Raw genomic sequence first — 22,008 nt, 5'->3', positions numbered from 1 at the left:
GGCCACATGCCGGAGGTGGACGAGGCACGGCTCGCGGCGGTCGGCCAGGTCATCGCCGAGGTGCTCGGCCGCGAACACGTCGGCCCGGACGACGGGTTCCGCGCCCTGGGCGGCGACTCCCTGCGCGCGGTGAAGGCGGCCGGCCTGCTCGCGACATCCCCGGGCACCGAGGAAACCTTGCTGGAAGCGTTGCTGGACGGCGCCTCCACCCGCGCGCTCGCCGAGCTGCTGACCGACGAACCGCCCGCGGTACCGGATCGGGCGACCGGAACTTCGATGGCGTCCGGAACGCTCTCCCACGGCGAGGAAATGCTCTGGCTCGGCTGGCGCTACCACCCGGACAGCCCGGCCTACCACGTCGTGAACGCGTTCCGGGTCAATGGAAAGCTCGACCTTGCGGCGCTGGGCACGGCCGTCCGCGCGGTCGTCGGCCGGCATCCCGCGCTGCGAACCCGTTACGAGGAAGACCTTCCGTCCGCGACCGTCGTCCCGGTCGCCGCCGACATCGCCCACGTGACCGCGCGGGACTGGCCGGAAGCGACCCGGCTGGCCACCCGGGCCGCCCGCGCGCCACTCGGCGTGGCCGCGGGCAGGCTGCTGCGGGTCCGCACATACCAGGTGACCGACGACGAGTGGCTGCTGCTGATCGTCGCCCACCACCTCGCCGTCGACGGCTGGTCGATGCGGCTGATCTTCCGCGACCTCGCCGCGGGCTACGCCGGCGAGGGCACCGCGACCGGCGGCGACTACCGCGAATTCGCCCACCGGCAACGGTCTCTGCCGGACACCGCCGCTCAGGACTGGGCACGACGGCTCACCCCGGTTCCCGACCGGATCGAACTCGCCGTCACCGGCCGCCCGCCAACCCGGTCCCTGCGCGGAGACGTTGTCTCCCAACGCCTTTCTCCCCAGACCGTGGCGGCGTTGACCGAACTGGCCGACCGCACCGGTTCGTCGCTGTTCGTCGTGCTGCTGGCGTTGCTGCACGTGAGCCTCGCCCGGCGGACCGGCCAGTGGGACGCGCTGATCGCGACCGTCGCGGCCGCCCGCACCCAGGCCCGGGACCACGAGACGGTCGGGTTCTTCGCCAACACCGTGCCCGTTCGGGTCACCGCATCGCCGACGGACACCATCGCCGAGGTCGTCGCCGGTCTGCGCGAGGAATGGCGCTATGTGCTGAGCCACCAGGACGTTCCGCTGCAACGGCTGGCCGCCCTCACCCGGCCCGTGCCCGATCCCGCACACGCACCTCTCGTCGACGTGGCCCTTGTGCTGCAACAAGCCGGGGACGGCACGCTGAGCCTGCCGGGCTGCGACGTCCGGCCGCAGCGGATCTCCACCGGCACGGCCAAGTTCGACCTCATGGCCGAGGCGATCCCAGCCGCGGACGGCGGCCTGGAGCTCCTGTGGGAGTACGCGACCGACATCCTCGATGCCGCCGCGAGCGCGCAGATCGCGGAGTTCTACACCCACCTCGCCGAACTCGTGGCGGCCGACGGCGACATCACGGTCGCGGATGCCATCCGCGTCAGCCCCGCCGAGGCGGCGAGGATCGCCGAACCCGGATCAGCGGACGTGTTCGACCAGTGCGTTGTCGAGGCCTTCGACGCCGTCCGCTCCTTACCGGGCACCGCCGTCCACATCGGGAACGAGCAGGTCGGCTTCGCCGCCCTCGGTGCGATGCGCGACCAGGTCGCGGGTGCCCTGCTCGCGGCCGGTGTCAAGCCCGGAGATGTCGTGGCCGTCCGGTTGCCGCGGTCCGCCCTGTCGATCGCGGCCATGTTCGGCGTCTGGACGGTCGGGGGAGTCCTGCTGATGCTGGACACCCGGCATCCGCCCGACCACCAGGTACGGCTCATCGACGCGTGCGGTCCGGCCGCGATCGTCGGGCCCGGCGGGATCAGCGCCGACGAGATCCTGGCCGCCCCGGCCCACCCGGTCACACGAGTGGAACGCGCACCCGGGGATCCGGCCTGGCTGGTCGGCACCTCCGGCAGCACCGGCACCCCCAAGGTGACCGTCGGGTCGCATCGCGGGCTGCGCAACCGATGCGGGTGGGAACGCACCACCTGGCCCTACGAACCCGGCGACGTCGTGGCGATCCGCACGCCGCTCGGGTTCGTCGACGCCATCGCCGAGACCGTGGTGCCGCTGATCGCCGGTGTCCCGGTCGTCGTTGTCCCAGAACCGTCCACATGGGACATCCCCGGGCTGCTGGCCTTGCTCGCCCGCCACCACGTCACCCGGGCGCTGGTCACGCCGTCGCTGATGCGGACCATCCTGGACACCAACGGTTGCGTGCCGTCGTCGCTGCGGATGTGCAAGTTCAGCGGCGAGGAGCTGGAGGCCGACCTGCTCGACCGCGCCCGCACGGCGTTACCCGGCTGCCGGTTGGTGAACCTCTACGGCAGCGCGGAAGTCGCCGGAGACGCCACCGCCGTCGACGTCACGGACTGGGTATCGGCACATGTGCCGCTGGGCCGTCCGATCGCCGGAACCGAGGTGCGCGTGCTGACCGCGTCCGGCGAACCGGTGCCGCCGGGGGTGATCGGCGAACTCGTGGTGACCGGAGCCCCGGTCGGCCTCGGTTATCTGTCCGATGTGGACAACAGCGGCTACTCGGTGGTGGCGGGGGAGAGGGCCTACCGGATGGGCGACCTGGGCCGGCTCGCCCCCGACGGGCATCTGTACTTCGCCGGCCGGCGCGACCGCCAAGTCAAGATCCGCGGCTGCCGTGTCGAGCTCGACCACGTCGAAGCCGCCCTCCGGATGGTCAGCGGGGTCCGGGAAGCCGTGGTGTGGGCCCAGGCCCGTCCGGCCGGGCCCCGGTTGATGGCCGTCGTGGCCGGGACCGGGCTGCGTGCGGATCGGGTCCGCGACGAGCTTCGGACGTCCTTGCCCGCATACATGGTGCCCTCCCGCGTGACCGTGACGGACGAACTCGCGATGACCGCCAACGGCAAGCTCGACCGGGCCCGTGCCATCGCGGACGCGACCCGGCGGCCACAACTGGCCGCCACCGTTCTGGCGTCCGAAGTGGAGCGCCGGATCCACGCCATCTGGGTCGAGGCGCTGGACGACGAGACGGTCGGGCCTGCCGACGACTTCTTCGCCGCGGGCGGGGACTCGCTGGCCGCCAACCGGATGCTCGCCGAGGTCATGCGGGACACCGGTACCGTGCTCGACCTGCGGGCATTCCTGGCCACCCCGACCATCAGGGGACTGGCCGGCCTGGTCGAGGCGATGCGGTGACCCGGCGGCTCACCGCGGCCCAGCGCGACCTGTGGCTGCTCGCACAGGACAACCCCACCGACCCGTCCTACCACGTGCCGTTCGCCTTCTGGGTGGACGGCCCGCTCGATGCCCACGCCCTGACCAACGCACTGAACGCCGTCATCGCCAGGCACGAGGCCCTGCGCACGGTGATCACGGTCCACCACGGCGAACCGGTGGCCGAAGTACTCGACGAACTGCGGCTCACCTGCGCGGTGCTACCGGCATCGGAGCCGCAAGCCGTCGCAGCGGCGGAGAAATTCAGCGCGGAGCCGTTCGACGGGCCGCTGCTGCGCGCCCGGCTCTACCGGGTGGCCGAGGATCGGCACCTGCTGGTGCTGGTCCTGCATCACCTGATCTGCGACGGCAGCTCGCTGTGGATCATCTTGGCTGACCTCGCGACCTGCTACAGCGGCGACACGCTCCCACCCGCGCCCCGGTTCACCGGCACGCCGGCCGACACAGGGGCCGCCCGGCGCATCGCCGATCGGATCGCGTCCGCACCCGATGTGGTGAACCTGCCCTACGACCTGGGCACACCGCGTCCCGGCCCGGCCAGCGGACGGGTCCTGCTCACCCCGATCCCGGCCGACACCAACGACGCCATCGAACGAATGGCCCGCGAACACGCCGTGACCGCGAACGCGGTGCTCCTCGCCGCCTACGCGACCGTCCTCGAAGTGGTCACCGGCGTCGACGACATCCTGGTCAGCATCCCGGTCTCCTTGCGCCGCACGCCCGAGCAGCAGCGGGCCGTCGGCTACCTCGTGCACAGCGTTCCCATGCGGCTGCGGCCAGGAGCCCACGACACCGTCACCTCCCTGGTCGCGCACTGTGCGCAGGAACTCCGGCAGGCGTGGGCAGACGCGGGTGCCTCGTTCGGCGAAGTGGTCGAGCGGGTCCGGCCCCAGCGCGTGCCCGGCCTGAACCCGTTGTGCCAGTGCGAGTTCTCCAGCCAGACCGTGCCGGCCCGGCTGCCGTCCCTCGGCCAGGCCACCCTGCGGTACCAGTACATCCACAACGGCGGCTACAAGATCGGCCTCAGCGCCGAGGTCGTCCAGCAGGGCGGCAGCCGCACCCTCGCCGTCGAATACCCCGCGGATCTGTTCCTGCCCACGACGATCAACCGGATCGCCCGCCTCCTGCTGCGGGTGCTGCGCCAGATGGCCGAGACACCCGCCATGGCACTGTCCGGCCTGGACCTCACGGCAACCGCCGAACGCGAATGGCTGGCCCGGCGAACCGGTACCCCAGACCTGACCAGGCATCCGGCGCTGGAAGAGCGGATCGGGCAGTGGATCACCGAACGGCCCGCCACGACCGCGGTGATCGACGCGACCAGCGAGATCAGCTACGAACGCCTCGGTTCCTGGTCCGCCGAGGTCGCCGAGTCGTTGCGGCAAGCCGGAGTCCGGCCAGGTGACCGCGTGGCCCTGCACGGACCCCGGACCTGCCGGTTCGTCGTCGCCGCGGTCGCCGTGATGCGGATGGGCGCGAGCCTGGTGGCCCTCGCCGACGACCTGCCGGCCGGGCGGATCGCCCGCGTCCTCGCGGTGGCCCGGCCGGCCGCGATCATCGTGACCAGCGAAGGCCTGCTCCAGATCGAGTCCCGGCCTTGCCCAGCCGGATGGCTGGCGCCCCTGCCAGACCCGGCCGCGCACCCCGGAGAGGCCTACGTCGTGCTCACCTCCGGATCGTCCGGTGACCCCCGAGGCGTCAGCGTCCCGCGCACGGCCCTCGCGGCGGTCGTGGCGGCATGGGGAGAGCTGCTCGACCTGGCCGCGTGGCCCGGCCGTCACCTGCAGCTCGCGCCTTTCTCGTTCGACGTGTTCATCGGCGACCTCGGCCGGGCGCTCGGCTTCGGCGGCACCCTCGTCCTGGCCCGGCGCGAGGAGATCCTGGACCCGATCCGGCTGCTGGACCTGATCGACCGGCACGGCGTCGACACCGGCGAGTTCGTGCCCGCGGTGGTGCGGCTGCTGCTCGACACCGTCGACCGGCTGCCGCTGCGCCGGATGATGGTCGGCTCGGACGCCTGGTCGGTGGACGAAGCGTCGGCCCTGCTCCGGGCCTTGCCGAGCGACGCCGAGCTCTACTGCACGTACGGCACCAGCGAGGCGGCCATCGACTCGACCTCCTACCGCGTCACCCCGTCAAGCCTGCCGGCCCGCGGTGGAGTACCGATCGGGACGCCGCTGGCCGGCACCCTCGTGTCGGTCCGTGACCGACGCGGCCGGGTCGTCCCGCCCGGGCTGCCCGGCGAACTGTGGCTCGGCGGCGCCGGTGTCGCCTCGGGCTACCTCGACGAGAACGGCGAACCCGTGCGGCGGCAAGGGTTCACGGTGCCGGGCTGGTACCGGTCGGGCGACCGTGCGCTCTGGGGCCGCACCGGTGAGCTGTCCCTGCTGGGCAGACTCGATGACGAGACCAAGGTCCGCGGCGTCCGGGTCGACCCCGGCGAGGTCGAAGCCGTGCTACGCGCCCACCCCTCGGTGCGCGTGGCGGCCGTGGTGGTCACCGATGCCGAGCCGGAACGCCGTCAGCTCGCCGCGTTCCTCACCGGACCGTCCGATGTGGACGAAGTCGCGCGGTATGCGCGGGAACACCTGCCCGCCGCGGTCGTCCCGGCGATCTGGCGGGTCGTCGACCGCGTCCCGATGACGCGCAACGGCAAAGTCGACCGCCGTGCGCTGGTGAACCTCGCCGCGGACACCGGTGGGGCCCGGCCCGCGGCGGCGTTGACCTCGATCGAGGCTGTCGTGGCCGCGATCTGGCGGGACGTGCTCGACGTGGCCGAGGTCGGTCCCGCGGACGACTTCTTCGCGCTGGGCGGGTCCTCGATCCAGGCCGCCCGCGTGGCCTGGCGCGTCGGCACAGCACTGGGTGTGCACGTCACGGTCGCCGACATCGTCCGGCGCCCCTCCGTACGGGACCTGTGCGGCTCATTCGACACCGCCGAGCCCGAGCCGGACGTCCCGGCGCTGGCCGGCGTCACGTTCTGCCCACCACCCGGATCGGAGCCGTGGTCGGGGCGGATCGTGCTGACCGGCGCGACCGGCACACTCGGCGCCGGGATCCTGGCCCGCCTGCTGGTGTCCCCGGTCGCCGAGATCCACTGCCTCGTCCGGCCCGGCCGCCTGCTGCGCGACGCCTTCCAGCGCTACGGAGCCGATCCCGCCCTGCTCGACGACCCCCGGCTCACCGTGTACCCGGCGGACCTCACCGCCCCGGATGCCGGACTGAGCCCGGAGCACCTCAACGAGGTCCTGCGCGCGGACGCCGTGGTGAACGCGGCCGCCTGGGTGAACTTCGTCTACCCGTACGAAAAGCTCGCCCCGGTCAACGTGCGGGGCGTGATCACGTTGGCCCGCTGGGCAGGCACGGCAAAGGCGAAGGCCCTGCATCACCTGTCCACACAGTCAGCTGTACCCACACGGGGTGAGCAGCTGCGCGGCGGCTACAACCAGACCAAAGCCGCGGCGGACGAGGTGATCCGGCGCTTGGCCGCGGTCGGCACGCGAACCAGCCTGTACCGGCCGGGGTTCGTCCTCGGCAAGCTGACCGGGACCCCGCGACGTGCCGGGCTGCTGGAGAGCTTCCTGCGGGAATGCCTGCGGCTCGGCCGCGCACCCGAACTCCCCGGCTGTGTCGCGGTGGTCACCGCCGATCACGTGGCCCGCACGATCGTCGGCAACGTGCTGGCCGAACGCCCTGAGTCCGTTGTGGACATCCTCGCTGAGCCGGCGTTGAAGTGGACGGCCGTGTGGGACCTGGTCCGTGACCGCGGCCTGCCACTGGACATCATCCCCGCGGACCGGTGGATCGGCGACGTCTCGGCGGACGCGCTGTGGTTCGAGCCGTTCCTGCCGCTGCTCAACGAGGTGCCGCTCGCGGAGCTGTTCGACGACCTGCCCACGCCCACCGGCGCGATGCGCGCCGCCGAGCCCGCCGAACAGGTCTGGCACGCCATCTGCGACCAGCTCGCCGACGCGGCGAAGCCCACGGCAGGCAGGAGATTCTGATGCCGCAACTGTCCCCCGCGAAACGCGCCCTGCTGGAGCAGTGGCGAACCGGCAACCGCGGCACCGCCCCGCAGGGCATCACCCCGCACCCGGCCGGCGAACCGGCCCGTGGATCGTTGCAGCAAAAGGAACTCTGGAACCTGCACCAACGCTCGCACGGCACCACCAGCTCGAACATCACCTTCGCGGGCACGTTCCCGGCGGCCGTCGACGCGGACGCCTTCCGGCAGGCCATCGACGCGCTGTCCCGCCGGCACGAGATCCTCCGCACCACATTCTCCTGGGACGACACCGACACCGTCTGGCAACACGTGCATCCCAGCCCCATGGTCGAACTCACCGTGACCGATCTGTCCACACTGGAGCCGCAGGAGGCGTTGGCGAAGGCGCATGAGCTGGCCAACGAAGCCGCGGCCGAGCCGTTCGACCTCAGCACCGGCCCGCTGGTCCGGCCCGTGCTGTACCGGCTGGGCCCCGCGGAGTCCATGCTGGCCGTCATCGTGCACCACGCGGTCGCGGACGGCTGGTCGCTGGCCATCGCGATGCAGGAGATCAGCCGGTTCTACGAGTCCTTCACCGGCGGCGCGCAGTACGAGCCGGAGCCGCTGCCGGTGCAGTACAAAGACTTCTCCGAATGGCAATGGCGATGGCGGGACACCGCCGAGGCGCACGCCCACGCCCGGCACTGGGCGGACAAGGTCGCCTCGCACGTCGCCACCCTGCTGCCGACCGACTTCGCCAAGGGGGAGAAGAAGGAGTTCCACGGCGGCCTGGCCGAGCTGAACCTCACCCCCGGCCTGTCCACCGCCGTCCGCGAACTCGCCCAGCGCGAACAGGCGTCGATGTTCATGGTGCTGTTCGCCGCGTTCACCGTCCTGGTCCGGGAACTCACCGGCGACCCGGTGGTGAGCGTCGGGACGCCGGTCGCCGGCCGCAACCGGCCCGAGACGCACCAGCTGATCGGCTGCTTCGCCGGCATGGTGCCCACCGTGACCACAGTGGACGACCAGCAGCCGTTCCGGGAGCTGCTGCACGCCGTCCGGGCCGAGCTGGCCAGCGCGGTCGCGCACGAAGAGTACTCCCTCGACATGTACCTCAACTGGGTCGAACCGGATCGGCTGTTCGCCACCAGGCCCATGTACGCGGCGATGTTCGGCCTGCAGCCGCCGATGCGGCCGTTCGAGCTGGCCGGAGCCCGCGTCCGGCCGGTCGACCTCGACCGCGGCGAGACCCGCACCCCGATCGCCATGCACCTGTGGAACGCCGAACCGTCCATCCACGGCACGGTCGGCTACGCCAAGGCGTTCTTCCGGGACGCCACGGTGGAGGCGATGGTCAAGCGGTACGCCGACATCCTCCGGACCGCCACCGGCGACCCCGGCCGCCCGGTCGGTGACCTGCTGCTGCCCGAGGTGCGCTGATGGCCACCACCACGCTGGTGTACTTCCTGCGCCGCAACGCGTCCCGCTTCGGCGGCCGCGCGGCGATCGAGGAGTTCCGCGATGGGCGCTGGGAAGTGATCTCGTGGGCCCAGTTCGAGGCGATGGTCGACGCCGCCCGCCATCGCGCCGCACGACTGCCCGGCCCGGCGTTGCTCGCCCTGGACAACAGTGCGCGCTCGCTGGCCGCGTTGCTGGGCCTGACCAGCGGGGGAGTGGCGCTCGCGGTAGCCGAGGCGGACAGCGCGCAGCTGGCCGACCCGCAGTCGGTCTTCCACACCACGGCCGCCCGCCATCTCGTCACGCCGGGCGATCGTTCACCAGCGGCCGGGTACGAAGTCGTCCTCGCCGCGGACCTCACCAAGCCGGACGTGACCGCCAGCGGCGTCGACGACGGCGATCCGGTGGTCCTGCAGTCGACCTCAGGGTCGACCGGCGAGCCGAGACTGGCCATCCAGACCCTGGCCAACCTCCTCGAGGGTGCCCGGCTCTACGAACGGATCTACTCGGTCACGCCGGCCGACCGGATCCTGGCCGCCGTACCCGCCGCGCACTCGTTCGGCATGGTCGCGGGCCTGCTCACCGCGGTCGTGTCCGGAGCGAAGCTGATGACGTTCACCGGGTTCAGCCCGCGCGGCGCCCGGGAGGCGATCGAGGGCGGGGCGACGGTCATGCTGGGCACCCCGCTGGTCTACGAGCTGCTGAACCGGACCATGCGGGCGAGCCGGGGCAGACTCAGGGTGGCCCTGTCCTCCGGCGGACCGCTGCCGGCCCACGTGGCCGGGGAGGCGGGCGAAAGGCTTGGCACGACGGTTCTGCAGGCGTACGGGAGTACCGAGACGGGCTTGATCGCCTGCCAATACCCACGAACCGAACCGTGGCCCGAAGGGTGCGTCGGGGCACCCGCGTCCGGGGTGAGCTTCGAGGTGTCACCAGACGGGGAACTGACCGTCCGGACCGGCACGATGTTCCGCGGCTACCACGGGCACGCGCCGCTCGACGCGTCCCGCGGTTACCGGACGGGTGACATCGCCGAACTAGACCCGGACGGGCACCTGTCCCTGGTGCGCCGCAAGGACACGTTCATCAACGTCGGCGGCCGCAAGGTCAACCCGGCCCGGGTGGCGCGGATCATCGGCGAGTACCCGCACGTCGCCGAGTCGGCCGTGTACGGCAGGGAGGCCCTGGGCGGCCAGGAGGTCGCCGCCGCGGTCGTGCTGACCGGCGGTGACGTGCCCGCGCTGCTCGCCCACTGCCGGGCCCACCTGGCCGCCTACGAGGTCCCGCACCGGATCCACGTGCTGGACCGGTTGCCGCGCAACGGAATGGGCAAGATCGACCGGAGCAGGCTGCCCCAGTGAGGAGTGAGCGGGAGTGAGTACCGATCCGTGGCGTGTCCGTCTGTCGGACACGACGGTGGGCGAGGAGGAGATCGCTGCCGTCACCGACGTGCTGACCAGCCGGTGGCTCTCGGCAGGCCCGGTCACCGCCGCGTTCGAGCAGGAGTTCGCCAAGGCGATGGGCAAGCCGGACGCGGTCGCGGTCAACAGCGGCACCGCCGCGCTGCACCTGGCCCTGTTGGCGCTGGGTGTCGGGCCGGGCGACGAGGTGATCATGCCCGCGTTGACGTTCGTCGCGGGCGCGGCGATGACCCTCGCCGTCGGGGCCACACCCGTGTTCGCGGACATCACCGCACCCGACGAGCTGACCGTCGACCCAGCCGACGTCGCCGCGCGGATCACCCAACGCACCAAGGCGATCGTGGCGATGCACTACGGGGGCTACGCCGCCGACATGCCCGCGCTGAAAGCCATCGCCGCGCGCCACGGCCTGGCCCTGATCGAGGACTCCGCCCACGCCCCGCTCGTCCGGCACGAGCAGGGCATGCTCGGCGGCCTTGCCGACATCGGCTGCTTCAGCTTCTACGCCACCAAGAACCTGACCACCGGCGAAGGCGGCATGCTCGTCGCGGCCGACCCGGACGTCGCCGCCCGCTGCCGGGCGGCTCGGTCCCACTCGATGACGACCTCGACCCTGCAACGAGATCGCCTGGGCGCCATCGACTACGACGTGACCGCGCTCGGCTTCAACTACCGGCCCAACGAGATCACCTCGGCGATCGGCCGGATCCAGCTGGCCAAACTGCCCGCGGAACGAGCCGTCCGAGCCGCCCTGGTGGCGCGATACCGCGAACTGCTGTCCCCGGCGCTGACCCTGCCGTTCGCCCAGCGGACCGGCCTCGACAGCGCACACCACCTGTTCCCGGTCGTCCTGCCGCCCGCGACCGACCGGAACGACTTCCGGAAAGCCATGCGGGAGGCCGGGATCCAGACCTCGGTGCACTACCCGCCGACCCACCGGCTGTCGTTCTACCGCGGCGGCACCGTTCTCCCGGTGACCGACGAGATCGCCGACCGGCTGGTGTCACTGCCGCTGCACGCGAGAATGACCCAGGCCGATGTGGACTACGTCAGCGAACAGATCTCAGGCTGGGCGTCATGATCGGCGTGGTCTACCACCCGAGCGCGGCCGGCTGCCGGATCTGGCGGGACTGGGACCCCGAGGTGATCGACGCCGACCTGCGCCGGATCGCCGAGGCCGGGCTGAACCTCGTGCGCGTCTTCGTGTTCTGGCGCGATGTCGAGCAGGCCGAAGGCGTGCACGACGAGACGGTGCTGGGCCGGGTGCGCGAGTTCGTCCGGCTCGCGGGCACTCATGGCCTGGAGTGCGTGCTGTCGGTGTGCACGATCTGGATGAACGGGCAGCGTCTCGACCTGCCCTGGCGGCGCGGCCGCAGCCTCTGGCGCGACCCGGACATGCTCGACCGCGGCGAACAGTACGTCCGCGCCGTCGCCGGTGCGCTGACCGGCCTGAGCAATGTGTACGCGATCGATCTCGGCGACGAGATCGCGAACGTCGACCCCGCCGAGGCCGCCGCACTGCGAGCCGAGGACGTGATCGCCTGGCAAAGCCGCCTGGCGCGGGCGATCCGTGAGATCCTGCCGTCCGCGAAGGTCAGCCAGGCCAACGATGTCTCCGGTGTCCTGGGCACATCGGTGTTCGGCCCGGACGCGAGCGAAGGCCTCGACCTGCTGTGCGTGCACGGCTGGCCGTTGTGGTCACCGGGGAACATCGAGTCCAACGCCTCCTACAAGGCCAGCCAGCTGCCCGGGTTCCTGGTCCGCTACGCCCGCGCCTACGGTCCCGTGCTGCTCGACGAGATCGGCAGCTACGGCGTCAGCGAACAGGTCGCCACCGGCTACCTGCGCGCCGGGGTCGCCGCCGCGATCGGTGCGGGCGCCGAAGGTGTGATCGCCTGGTGCTGGCAGGACATCAGCTCCGAGACCGAGCCCTACCAGCTGCGCCCCGGTGAACGCCGGGTGGGGCTCACGGCGCTCGACGGCACGCCGAAGCCCCGGCTCGCCGCGATGCGGGACGCCTTGGCGCTCGAGGACTTCCGGCCCGATCCAGCCGACACCGGCCTGTACGTGCCGGAACTGGCCAGGCAACCCTCCACCTCGTACATCGACGGCGAGGCCACGAACGTCGCGGCCTTCTACGCCCACCTGCTGCTGCAACGGGCGCACATCCCGTACGAGGTCTGCACCGCACGCTCGGCCCGCGACTACCGGCTGGTGATCGTGCCCTCGGTGGCCCGCCTCACCCTCGCCGACCGCGAGCTGCTCACCGGTCTCGCCGAACGCGGCGCCACCGTCTACCTCTCAGTCGCCGACCACGTGCACGGCTGGCCGGACGAGGACGTCGCCGGTGCTCGCCCGGCCGATTTCAGCCTGCTGACCGGCGGTGTCGCCGAGCTGATCTGGGACGACGAGACGTGGCCGGTGCCGCTCGACGGGCTCGGCAGGCGGCGGATCGTGGTCGAACCGGTGAAGGCCGACGTGATCGCGACGTTCGCCGACGGCACCCCGGCGTGCACGCTCAACCAGGTCGGCACCGGGCAGGTGATCGTCTGCGCGGTCCCGTTCGAACTGCTGCTGGACCGGCCCGGGCGGCTGGCGGAGACCGCGTGGCACGGCTTCTACCGCCGGATCGCCGGACTGGCCGGGCTGCGTCCGCCGGAGCTGGCGCCCGAGGTTGAGATGATCACCGGCGGCCCGTTCACGCTGCTGATCGACCACGCGGCCAAGGGGTGGACACTACTGCGCGACGGGCGAGTCGTGTATGGGTGTGGCTGAACCGAACCCGGGCAAGGAGGACTTTCTGTGGGCGCTGCACTCGCGAAGGTGACCGGCCGGGCGCGGGACCGCTGGCGAACCTGGACGAGACTCGCCGCGTTACTGCCCCAGGCCGGTTCACCGCTGGTGGCCCTGTCCGCGCTCGTCGCGGTCATCTGCGGCCTGCTGCCGATCACCTTCATCGTGTCCATGGGCTACGTCCTCAACGAGCTCACCTCCTCGCCCGCGACCGGCGCCGCGGAGGCCCTGCGGTCCGTGGCCACCGCACTCGGCCTCGCTCTGGGTGCGTTCGCGTTGCAACAGTTCCTCGCGCCGCTGCAGGCGTTGCTGAGCGACCTGATCGGGCGGCGGCTGGACGGCGCCGGGATCGCCGGGGTGATGTCCTCGGCCATCCGCGCCCCGCTCGCCACCACCGAGCAACAGGACACGATCACCCGGCTGACCACGACCACGGTGAACTTCCTCTACGCCGGACTGACCGCGGGCCGGGGCGCCGCCGCGCTGCTGCCGATGGCCAGCCGGTACCTGGACCTGGTCGCGGCCGTGGTGGTGATCGGCGTGACCATCTCCTGGCCGGTCGCGCTCCTGCTCGGGCTCGCCGCCATGGTCGTCCGGTTCGCCCGGCGCGGCTCGCTCGGCCGGTTCTCCCAGCTGTGGAGCGGGTTCCGCGGCGAACGGCAGAAGATCTTCTACCTGCAGTCGATCGGCATCGACGACGACTCCGCCAAGGAGATGCGGGCCCTGCACCTGGCGCCGTGGCTGACCGACCGGCACACCCGCGACAGCCAGGCCTACCTCGACCCTTTGTGGCAGGGGCGGCGGAAGATCTACTTCGGGCCGTTCATCGGGTACTCGATCTTCGGCTGGGTGGTCGCCGTGCTCGCCTTCGCCGCCATCGCCTGGCAGACCAGCGGCCGAGCCGAGGTCCTCGGCCTCGCAGTCGCCGTGCAGGCCGTGCTCGTGCCACTGCGGTTCGGCGCGCACTTCCCGGACAGCGACACCGAGACCCAGTACGGCCTGCAGGCCGCGAACGACCTCGCCGACCTGCACCGCGACCTCACCGGTCCGGCCGGTCAAGCCGGGCGGAAGCGCCTCACGCTCACCGCGCCACCGACGATCCGGTTCGAAGACGTCAGCTTCGCCTACCCCGGCAGCGGCCGAACCGTCCTCAGTGGCCTGGATCTGACTCTGCGATCCGGGACCTCCACGGCCGTCGTGGGCATCAACGGCGCCGGCAAGACCACATTGGTCAAACAACTCTGCGGCCTCTACCCGCCATCGGCCGGCCGGATCACCGTCGAGGGCCTGGACCTCAAGGAGATCGCCCGCGACGACTGGCGCAGGCACGTCGCGGTGATCCTGCAGGACTTCGTGCAGTACGAGACCACCTTGCGGGACAACGTCTTCTTCGGCGCACCCGGCTACCCGCTCGACGAGGACGCGCTCGCCGACGCGATCGACCGGGCCGCCGCCCGCGGCATCGTCGACGACCTGCCCAACGGCCTCGACACGATCCTGTCACCCGCCTACGAAGGCGGCGTCGGCCTGTCCGGCGGCCAGTGGCAGCGGCTCGCCCTCGCCCGTGCCCTCTACGCGGTGAACATGGGCGCCCGCCTGCTGGTCCTCGACGAACCCACCGCCCAGCTCGACGTCCGCTCGGAAGCCGCGTTCTTCGACCGCTTCCTGCACCTGACCGAAGGACTGACCACCCTGGTGATCTCGCACCGGTTCTCCACCGTCCGCCGCGCCGGCTCGATCGCGGTCCTCTCCGGCGGCCGGGTCACCGAGTACGGCGGGCACGACGAACTGATCGACAGCGGCGGGACCTACGCCGAGATGTTCCGGCTGCAGGCCGACCGGTTCACCGGGGAGGACGCGTGAAGGCGTTCCGCGGTGTCCGCGCCCTGCTCGGACTCGCGTGGCGGCTCGACCGGGCCCGGTTCACCAGGGTCGCGCTGCTCATGGTGGCCCGCTACCTCGCGGCCCCGCTGATCGCGCTCGGGCTGGCCTGGTTCGTCGACGCCGCACTGGGCGGCGACACCAGCCGAGCGGTGCTGGTCGGGGTCGTGCTGGCCGCGCTGGTGGTGATCGACCTGTCGTTCGAGCACTTCGCGCACCTGTCGTACTACGAACTCGGCGAGCTCGCCCACCGGACCCTCAACGAGGACCTCTTCGCGCTGGCCAACGAGCGCGCCTCACTGGAACGCCGGGAACAGGCCGACTACGCCGACAAACTACAGCTGGCCAGGGAAGGCCTGGAGTCGACGCTGTTCGCGGTCGAGTCCGTGCTGCAGTTCTGCGGCCTGCTCATCCAGATCACCATCACCACCTACCTGCTGGCCGCCCAGGACCTCGTGCTGATTCTGTTGCCGGTCCTGGCCTTCGCGCTCGTGGCGGCCAGCCAGTTCGCCCACCGCGCCCGGCAGCGCGCCGAGGAAAGCGGCGCCCAGTACACCCGGCAGGCCAACCACCTGCTGGAGCTGGCCACGTTCTCCTCGTCCACGTTGCTGGAACTGCAAATGCTCGGCCTTCAGGACGCGATCATCGCCCGCCAGCGCGAGGCCTGGGACCGTGCCACCGCCATCCGGTGGCGCGGCCAGCTCACCGCCGCGCTCATCCAGTGCGGCGGGCAGCTCGTGTTCATCTCCGGGTACGCCGGGGCCATCCTGCTGATCCTGTGGGAGGTCGCCTCGGGCCGGGCGACCGTCGGCGTGTTCGTGCTGGTGCTGGCGCTCACCGTGCAGATGGGCGGGCAGGTCGTCGCCGTGGTCGACCTGCTGACCGAGCTCCAGCGGTTCGGCGTCACCCTCGACCGGATGGACTGGCTCAGGCAGCAAGGGGCGGCGAACTGCGCGCCGGCCCAGCCTTCGGCCCCGGCCGGGGGAATTCGGCTGGAGGGCGTCACTTTCCAGTACCCGGGCCGGGACACGCCCGCGGTGCGGGACATCACAGTGGACATTCCGGCCGGCGCGGTCGTGGCCCTGGTCGGCGAAAACGGTGCCGGCAAAAGCACATTGGTGAAGCTGCTGTGCGGCATGTACACCCCCACCGCGGGCCGGATCGTCTACTCCGACGGCACCGAAGTGACCCCCGCCTCTGGTAACGAAGGCATCCGCGACCGGGTCAGCTGCATGTTCCAGGACTTCGCCCGGCTGCAGCTCAGCGTGCTCGACTCGGTCGGCGTCGGCGATGTCCGCGACCAAGGCCCGCACCAGGTCAGCGCCGCCCTGGCCGCCGCGGGCGCCACCGATCTCGAGGAGAGCCTGCCCAACGGGCTCTCGACCGTGCTCGGAACCCGTTACGTGCCAGGGCTGGAGCTGTCCGGCGGGCAGTGGCAGAAGATCGCTCTCGCCCGTGCCCTCATGCGCTCGCGCGCCGAACTGGTCGCCCTCGACGAACCCGCCGCCGCCCTGGACGCGGCCGGGGAACACGCGCTGTTCGAACGGTTCACCGAGACGGCGAGACAGACCACCGGCCGGGAAGGGATCACCCTGTTCGTGTCGCACCGGTTTTCCACCGTGCGAATGGCCGACTACATCCTCGTCCTCGAAGGCGGGCGGATCACCCAGGCCGGGCGGCACGAGGACCTGATGCGCACCGGCTCGGTCTACGCTGACCTCTATCGCCTGCAGGCCCGCGCCTACACGTGATTGGTGTTGCGCCACAAGACAATGCGTGTTTGACCGGCGAAGAGTCCAAGTCGTATAAACACAGTGGTCTCCCTGGGAGGGTGCATGCACGCCGTCGTACTGGTGGTCAGCGGATGACCAGCCGGCGAGTTCGCTGTGTCCGCGACATCGGGCAGTTGCTGGACCGGTCCCGCCCGGTGGTCACGTTGTACAGCGGCGGACTGGACAGCAGCTATCTGCTGAAGCTGTTGCGGGACTTCGAGATCCGGCACGTGATCGCGCTCGCCGTGGACATCGGCGGCGACGACGGCACCGAGCTGCTCGCCGAACGCGCCCGGCGGCTGGGCGCCGAACTGGTCGTGGTGGACGCCCGGCACGAGTTCGCGGCCCGGTTCGTCGCCCCGGCCATCCAGGCCCAGGCCCGGTATCTCGGCGGCCACCCGATCTCCTCCTCGCTCAGCCGGCCGCTGATCGCCGAGAAAGCGGTGCGGATCGCGCTCGACCGCGACGCCCAGGCGATCCTGCACTCGGCCCACCCCACCCAGAACACGCTCCGCCGGATCAACACCTCCCTTGAGCTGCTGGACTTCGCGGGTGTGTTCGGCACTCCCTACGAGCTGACCCCGGTACCTCGCCCGATCGAGGCCGCCGAGCTGGCCCACGCCGGTGTGGCCGAGCTGACCGGCCGCGCGATCAGCCTGGACGCCAACCTGTGGTGCCGCGAGTTCGAGTCGGGCACGATCGACGACCCGGAACGGTTCGCCATCCCCGACGAGCTCTACACCTGGACCCGGGCAGGCCAACGCGCCGCCGACTCGGTCACGGTGACCTTCGACGCGGGCATCCCCGTCGAACTCGATGGCCGTGCCCTGGACCTGGTCGGCTTGATCGAGCAGCTCAACAGCATCGCCGGGGCGCACGGACTGGGCCGCTACGTCGGCCTGGAACACGTGGCCACCGGCGAGAAAGTGCTGGAAGCACGGGAAATGCCCGCCGCACACATCCTCCTGCACGGCTACGCCGCCCTGCTGTCGGCCACCGCCGACGCCGAGACCATCCGCGAAAAACTGCACCAGGACCAGCTCTGGGTGCGGGAAGCCGTGGAAGGCAGGTGGTTCGGCCGGCTGCGCGGTGCCGCCCAGCAGTTCATCTCGGCCGTCAGCGCGGAAGTCACCGGCACCGTCCAGTTGCGACTGCGCGGAGGACGGGCCGAGGTCTCCTCGATCCGCGCCGCGCGGCCGCTGTACATCCGCGACCGCGAGGCGTGGGAGTACAACGTGACCCGGCGGGGCAGTGCGGCGCTGGAGCTCGAAGCGGACACGACACCGATGCTGCAGAAGGCCGGTGCCCACCAGCCCGATCCGCGCTCATGATCCCGCTCGCGCGGGCGTACGACGTCGAAGTGGCCGGCGGCAAGGCCGCCCGGCTCGGCACACTGATCCGGCTCGGCGTGCCCGTTCCGCCCGGTTATGTGGTCGTCGGCGACTATGACGACAGCGCGCTGGCCGGATACCCGGCGCACCAACGGTTCGCCGTCCGCAGCTCCGCGTCCGTCGAGGACTCCCGGCAGGCCAGCTTCGCCGGACAGTTCCAGTCCATTCTGGACGTTGAACGAGCCGCCGTCCCCGCGGCGGTCGCCCAGGTGCGGCAGTCTCTGTCCAGCGCCTCGGCGGCGACCTACGCCCGGCGCCTGGGAGCAGACCTGCCCACGAGGCTCGCTGTGGTTGTGCAGGAACAGGTTCGGCCGCTGCGGTCCGGAGTCTGTTTCACCATCAACCCGGTGACCGCGGCCGCCGAACTCGTCATCGAGTACGTCGACGGCCTGGGGGACCGGCTGGTCAGCGGCCAGGTCGATCCACTGGCGACCGTTCACCTGTCTCGCACCACACCGGACCACGGGGAACTGGGTGAGGTTGCCCGGCTGGCGCTGGAGGTGGAACGGTTGCTCGGGGACGGCCCGCAGGACATCGAGTGGGCGATCGACCCGGCGGGCGTGTGGATCCTGCAGAGCCGCCCGATCACCACGCTGGCCACGCCGGGAAAGGATGCCCGATGATCGACGACTTCCTGGACGCCGTCGGGGTGGCGTTCGCCAACGCGGGCCAGATCGTGCCGTGGCCGATGCACGTGGCCCAGATCGGCCCGTTCTTCGGCGATCTGGAAGCCGCGGACCTCATGCGCCGGTACACCTCCGCACGCGAGAACGGCGTCTGCGATGGGGAGCTGGCCAAGCTCTACCCCAGCACCAGCTCGGCGAAGTCGCTGATGCTGGACCTGGTGCCGGGGATGAAGGTCGCGGGGATCCCCGCGGCCGGCCGGGTCACGTTCGTCACCGGGATCCTCAGTGGACTGGCCGAGATCGAGACCGGCGACGTGTTCTGCCGCGACGGTGGGCACCGGTTGCTGGGCGCGGACGAGGTCCAGCGCCTTGCCGGCGGGCCGGGCTGGGTCACCGGATCCGCCCGTGCGGCGTTCGAGCTGTCCGGCGCGGCACAGGCCCTGGTCTGGTCCATGCACTTCTACGGCTGGACGGACATCTCGTTCGTCATCCACGGTCCCTACCAGGCCGGCGACCAGGTTCTGATCGTGCGGGACTTCTTCGACCTGCGGCCGGGGGAGCTGTGGCCGCAACTGCCCGCGCCGCCGTGCCGTGAGCTGCGGGTCCTGTCCCTGCACGACACGACCGACACGTTCCGGATCGACATCTTCAACCACCTGCTGCACGAACGGCCGCTGCGAGAATCGACCAGGGCCGTGCGGGTCATTGTGGACGGACACGACGTCGCGGGCGGCGAACGACCCTTGAGTCTCCGCAAGGACCTGGTCGGCCTGGTGCGGCGGCAGAAGACCGCGATCGACGGACTGTCCGAGCGCGAGGTGCTCACCAAGTTCGTGGAGAGCAGGTACTACGCGCTGCGCGGCTGGCGCACCCGCGACGGGGACGCCTGGCGACCGCCGCCTGAGGTCTACGAGCGGATCGCGCAGGAGCCCATCCCGCCCGCGCCCGCCGACGACAACGACGAATGGCCAGTGCTCCGGGACATCTTCGACCCCCGGGCCGAGCTCCCGGCGAACTAGAGAGGACACGTCATGCAGGTTGCGGACCCGACGACCGTGCTGGACGCCGAGGCGCTCGCCGCGTACCGGCGCGACGGCTTTCACCTGGCCGAGAACTGGCTCGCCGCCGAGCTGGTACAGCAGCTCGCGGCCGCGGCCACGGGCATCCTCGGCCAGGACAGCCCCCGCCGGATCATGGAACGCGACGGCGTCACCGTCCGCTCGGTCTACGGTCCACATCAGACCGACCCGGTGGTCGCCCGGACCTGCCGGCGGGCGGAACTGGCCGGCGCGGCGATGGACATCATCGGCGAGCCGGTCTACATCCACCAGTCGAAGATCAACGTCAAGGCCGCGTTCGTCGGCGACCAGTGGGAATGGCACCAGGACTACATCTACTGGCTGCACGACGACGGCATCCACAACCCGGACCTGGTCAACGTGGCCGTGTTCCTGGACGAGGTGACCGAGTTCAACGGCCCGCTGACCTTCGTTCCCGGGTCACACAACGAAGGCGTGCTCGCGGCCACCGAGAAACAAGGCCCGCCCATGGGGTACGAGGACGCCCCGCAGTGGGTGTCGACCCTGACCGCCGACGAGAAGTACCAGGTCCGCCCCGACGTGATCGCCAGGCTGGTGCGGACCAACGGGATGGTGAGCCCGAAAGGGCCGGCCGGGTCGGTGTTGTTCTTCCACCCCAACATCCTGCACGCCTCCTCGCAGAACATCTCGCCGTTCGGCCGGACCACGCTGATCACCGTCTACAACGGAGTGAGCAACCCGGCGACCAGCACCGGCAACCCGCGCCCGGAGTTCCTGGCCGCCCGGGACGCCACCCCAGTGCGGATCAACTCCTGACGTTGGTGACCTGGATCCGGGTGTACTCCAGCAGGCCCCAGTAGCCGTATTCCACGCCGATCCCGGAACTCTTCATCCCCCCGAACGCGACGTCGTGCCGCAGGTCACCGTGAGTGTTGACCCACACCGTGCCTGCCTCGATCCGCGGCGCCAGCGTGACCGCCTGCTCGGTGTCACCCCAGAGCGACGCTCCCAGGCCGAACTCGGTCGCGTTCGCGGCGGTCACCGCCGCGGTCACGTCCCGGTAGCCGAGGACGGGAATGACCGGGGCGAACTGTTCCCCGGTCTCCAGGCCGGTTCCCACGGGCAGATCGGTGACCACGGTCGCGGGGAAGAAGTTGCCCGCACCACCAGTGGGTGTCCCGCCGGCGAGGGCCTTGCCGCCCGACGCGGACACCAGCCGCGCCGCACGGTCCACCTGAGACGCATTGGTGAGTGGGCCGTGGGTCGACGCCGGATCCATGCCGTCACCCATCCGCACCTCGCCCGCCAGCTCCGCGAGCAAGCCCGCCAGCCTGGCCCGATCTTGCTCGTGGACGTAGATCCGTTTGATGGCAGCGCAGAACTGGCCACTGTTGATCATAGACAGCGCGAACAGCGCCGGTGCGATGTCGTCCAGCGCGGCTCCGGGCAGCACGATGGCCGGGTCGTTGCCGCCCAGCTCCAGCACCACACGCCGCAGACGGGTCGCCGCGCTGCGGGCGATCGCCCGGCCGACCGGCACCGACCCGGTGAACGACACCAGATCGACGCTGTCGTGATCGCTTACCGCCGGCCCAAGCCCGGGATCGCCGGACACGGCGTTGAGCACCCCGGGCGGCAACGCGTCCGCGAACAGCGAGACCATGTGCAATGTGGACAGTGGAGTCACCGGCGAGGGCTTGACCACCACGGTGTTGCCCGCGAGCAGAGCGGGTGCGAACTTGCAGACCGAGAGGATGACGGGGAAGTTGAACGGCGTCACCGCGGCCACGACACCGTGCGGTACCCGCCGCATCGTGATCCCCTCGCCGAGGACCTCCTCGCCCGGATCCAGTTCGGCGGTCTGCCCGAACCACGACGCCGACAGGTCCACCTCGGCCAAAGCCTGAGCCAGCGGCTTGCCCTGCTCGCGAGTCAGTAGCTCGGCGACCTCATGGCGGTGAGCCGCGAGGATGTCGCCGCAGGAGCGTAAATGGCTTCGCCGCTCGTCCAGCGAACGCGCGGCCCAGTCCGGGAACGCCTTGCGCGCCGCATCGACGGCCAGGTCGAGCTGGTCCGCGGAACACGCTGGGCCATGGGCGAACACCTCCCCGGTGGCCGGGTTGGTCACCGGTTCGGCGATCACGGTGCCGACGGGCTTGCCGCCGATGGTCATGGGCACGGTCACGACCGCTCACTTTCCGTCCGGAATGGACATCGCGCTGTGGTGTGCGACAAAATCCTTGCACCGTAACGAGTTCGTCTGCCACCGGGACGGTAGTAGCAGGGTTGGCACAATTGCACGCCGCGCGGGCGCCGTGCTATCCATGTCCGGCATGGAGAGTTTCCCGCT

General features: G+C 71.0%; 13 protein-coding genes. 12 read left to right on the top strand and 1 reads right to left on the bottom strand.

Annotated elements, in window-relative coordinates:
- Nucleotides 1–6: 6 nt before the first annotated feature.
- The 12 genes from AB0J95_RS25365 to AB0J95_RS25310 all read left to right on the top strand — a co-directional run bounded on the left by AB0J95_RS25365 (nucleotide 7) and on the right by AB0J95_RS25310 (nucleotide 20,474).
- Nucleotides 7–3,252: a condensation domain-containing protein gene (locus tag AB0J95_RS25365; RefSeq protein WP_364762460.1), complete on the top strand. Its 3,246-nt coding sequence runs from the start codon at nucleotides 7–9 to the stop codon at nucleotides 3,250–3,252.
- A complete protein-coding gene (locus AB0J95_RS25360) occupies nucleotides 3,249–7,295 on the top strand; it encodes a condensation domain-containing protein (RefSeq protein ID WP_364762457.1) in 4,047 nt (1,348 codons plus the stop codon). The genes AB0J95_RS25365 and AB0J95_RS25360 overlap by 4 nt, the downstream gene beginning before the upstream one ends.
- Nucleotides 7,295–8,716, top strand: coding sequence for a condensation domain-containing protein (locus AB0J95_RS25355; protein WP_364762454.1), 1,422 nt, complete (start codon nucleotides 7,295–7,297; stop codon nucleotides 8,714–8,716). Before AB0J95_RS25360 ends, AB0J95_RS25355 begins: the two co-directional genes overlap by 1 nt.
- Nucleotides 8,716–10,095, top strand: coding sequence for a class I adenylate-forming enzyme family protein (locus tag AB0J95_RS25350; protein WP_364762451.1), 1,380 nt, complete (start codon nucleotides 8,716–8,718; stop codon nucleotides 10,093–10,095). The genes AB0J95_RS25355 and AB0J95_RS25350 overlap by 1 nt, the downstream gene beginning before the upstream one ends.
- A gap of 13 nt (nucleotides 10,096–10,108) precedes the next feature.
- Nucleotides 10,109–11,236, top strand: coding sequence for a DegT/DnrJ/EryC1/StrS family aminotransferase (locus tag AB0J95_RS25345; RefSeq protein WP_364762448.1), 1,128 nt, complete (start codon nucleotides 10,109–10,111; stop codon nucleotides 11,234–11,236).
- Nucleotides 11,233–12,930 carry a beta-galactosidase trimerization domain-containing protein gene (locus AB0J95_RS25340; RefSeq protein WP_364762445.1) on the top strand — a complete coding sequence of 566 codons (1,698 nt, stop codon included), beginning with the start codon at nucleotides 11,233–11,235 and terminating at the stop codon, nucleotides 12,928–12,930. Before AB0J95_RS25345 ends, AB0J95_RS25340 begins: the two co-directional genes overlap by 4 nt.
- Nucleotides 12,931–12,957: 27 nt before the next feature.
- On the top strand, nucleotides 12,958–14,811 hold the full coding sequence (locus AB0J95_RS25335; protein ID WP_364762442.1) for an ABC transporter ATP-binding protein: 1,854 nt from the start codon (nucleotides 12,958–12,960) through the stop codon (nucleotides 14,809–14,811).
- Nucleotides 14,808–16,580, top strand: a complete 1,773-nt coding sequence (locus AB0J95_RS25330; protein WP_364762439.1) for an ABC transporter ATP-binding protein — start codon at nucleotides 14,808–14,810, stop codon at nucleotides 16,578–16,580. The genes AB0J95_RS25335 and AB0J95_RS25330 overlap by 4 nt, the downstream gene beginning before the upstream one ends.
- A gap of 113 nt (nucleotides 16,581–16,693) precedes the next feature.
- Nucleotides 16,694–17,932 carry an argininosuccinate synthase-related protein gene (locus AB0J95_RS25325; protein ID WP_364762436.1) on the top strand — a complete coding sequence of 413 codons (1,239 nt, stop codon included), beginning with the start codon at nucleotides 16,694–16,696 and terminating at the stop codon, nucleotides 17,930–17,932.
- The gene (locus tag AB0J95_RS25320; RefSeq protein ID WP_364762433.1) at nucleotides 17,929–18,615 is read left to right on the top strand and encodes a PEP/pyruvate-binding domain-containing protein; all 687 of its coding nucleotides are present in this window, start codon (nucleotides 17,929–17,931) and stop codon (nucleotides 18,613–18,615) included. Before AB0J95_RS25325 ends, AB0J95_RS25320 begins: the two co-directional genes overlap by 4 nt.
- Complete coding sequence (locus tag AB0J95_RS25315; RefSeq protein WP_364762430.1) at nucleotides 18,612–19,637, top strand: hypothetical protein; 1,026 nt, start codon at nucleotides 18,612–18,614, stop codon at nucleotides 19,635–19,637. The genes AB0J95_RS25320 and AB0J95_RS25315 overlap by 4 nt, the downstream gene beginning before the upstream one ends.
- 12 nt (nucleotides 19,638–19,649) lie before the next feature.
- Complete coding sequence (locus AB0J95_RS25310) at nucleotides 19,650–20,474, top strand: phytanoyl-CoA dioxygenase family protein (protein WP_364762427.1); 825 nt, start codon at nucleotides 19,650–19,652, stop codon at nucleotides 20,472–20,474.
- On the opposite strand, the gene AB0J95_RS25305 is transcribed toward AB0J95_RS25310, so the two are convergent.
- Nucleotides 20,464–21,843 carry an aldehyde dehydrogenase family protein gene (locus AB0J95_RS25305; protein WP_364762424.1) on the bottom strand — a complete coding sequence of 460 codons (1,380 nt, stop codon included), beginning with the start codon at nucleotides 21,841–21,843 and terminating at the stop codon, nucleotides 20,464–20,466. The two genes, AB0J95_RS25310 and AB0J95_RS25305, sit on opposite strands and share 11 nt — an antisense overlap.
- Nucleotides 21,844–22,008 lie beyond the last annotated feature (165 nt).

It is taken from the genome of Actinocrispum sp. NPDC049592, from assembly GCF_040675465.1.
Classification (GTDB): Bacteria; Actinomycetota; Actinomycetes; order Mycobacteriales; family Pseudonocardiaceae; genus Kibdelosporangium.
The sequence above is the reverse complement of the archived record's forward strand: the minus strand, read 5'-3'. Positions and strand labels throughout refer to the sequence as shown.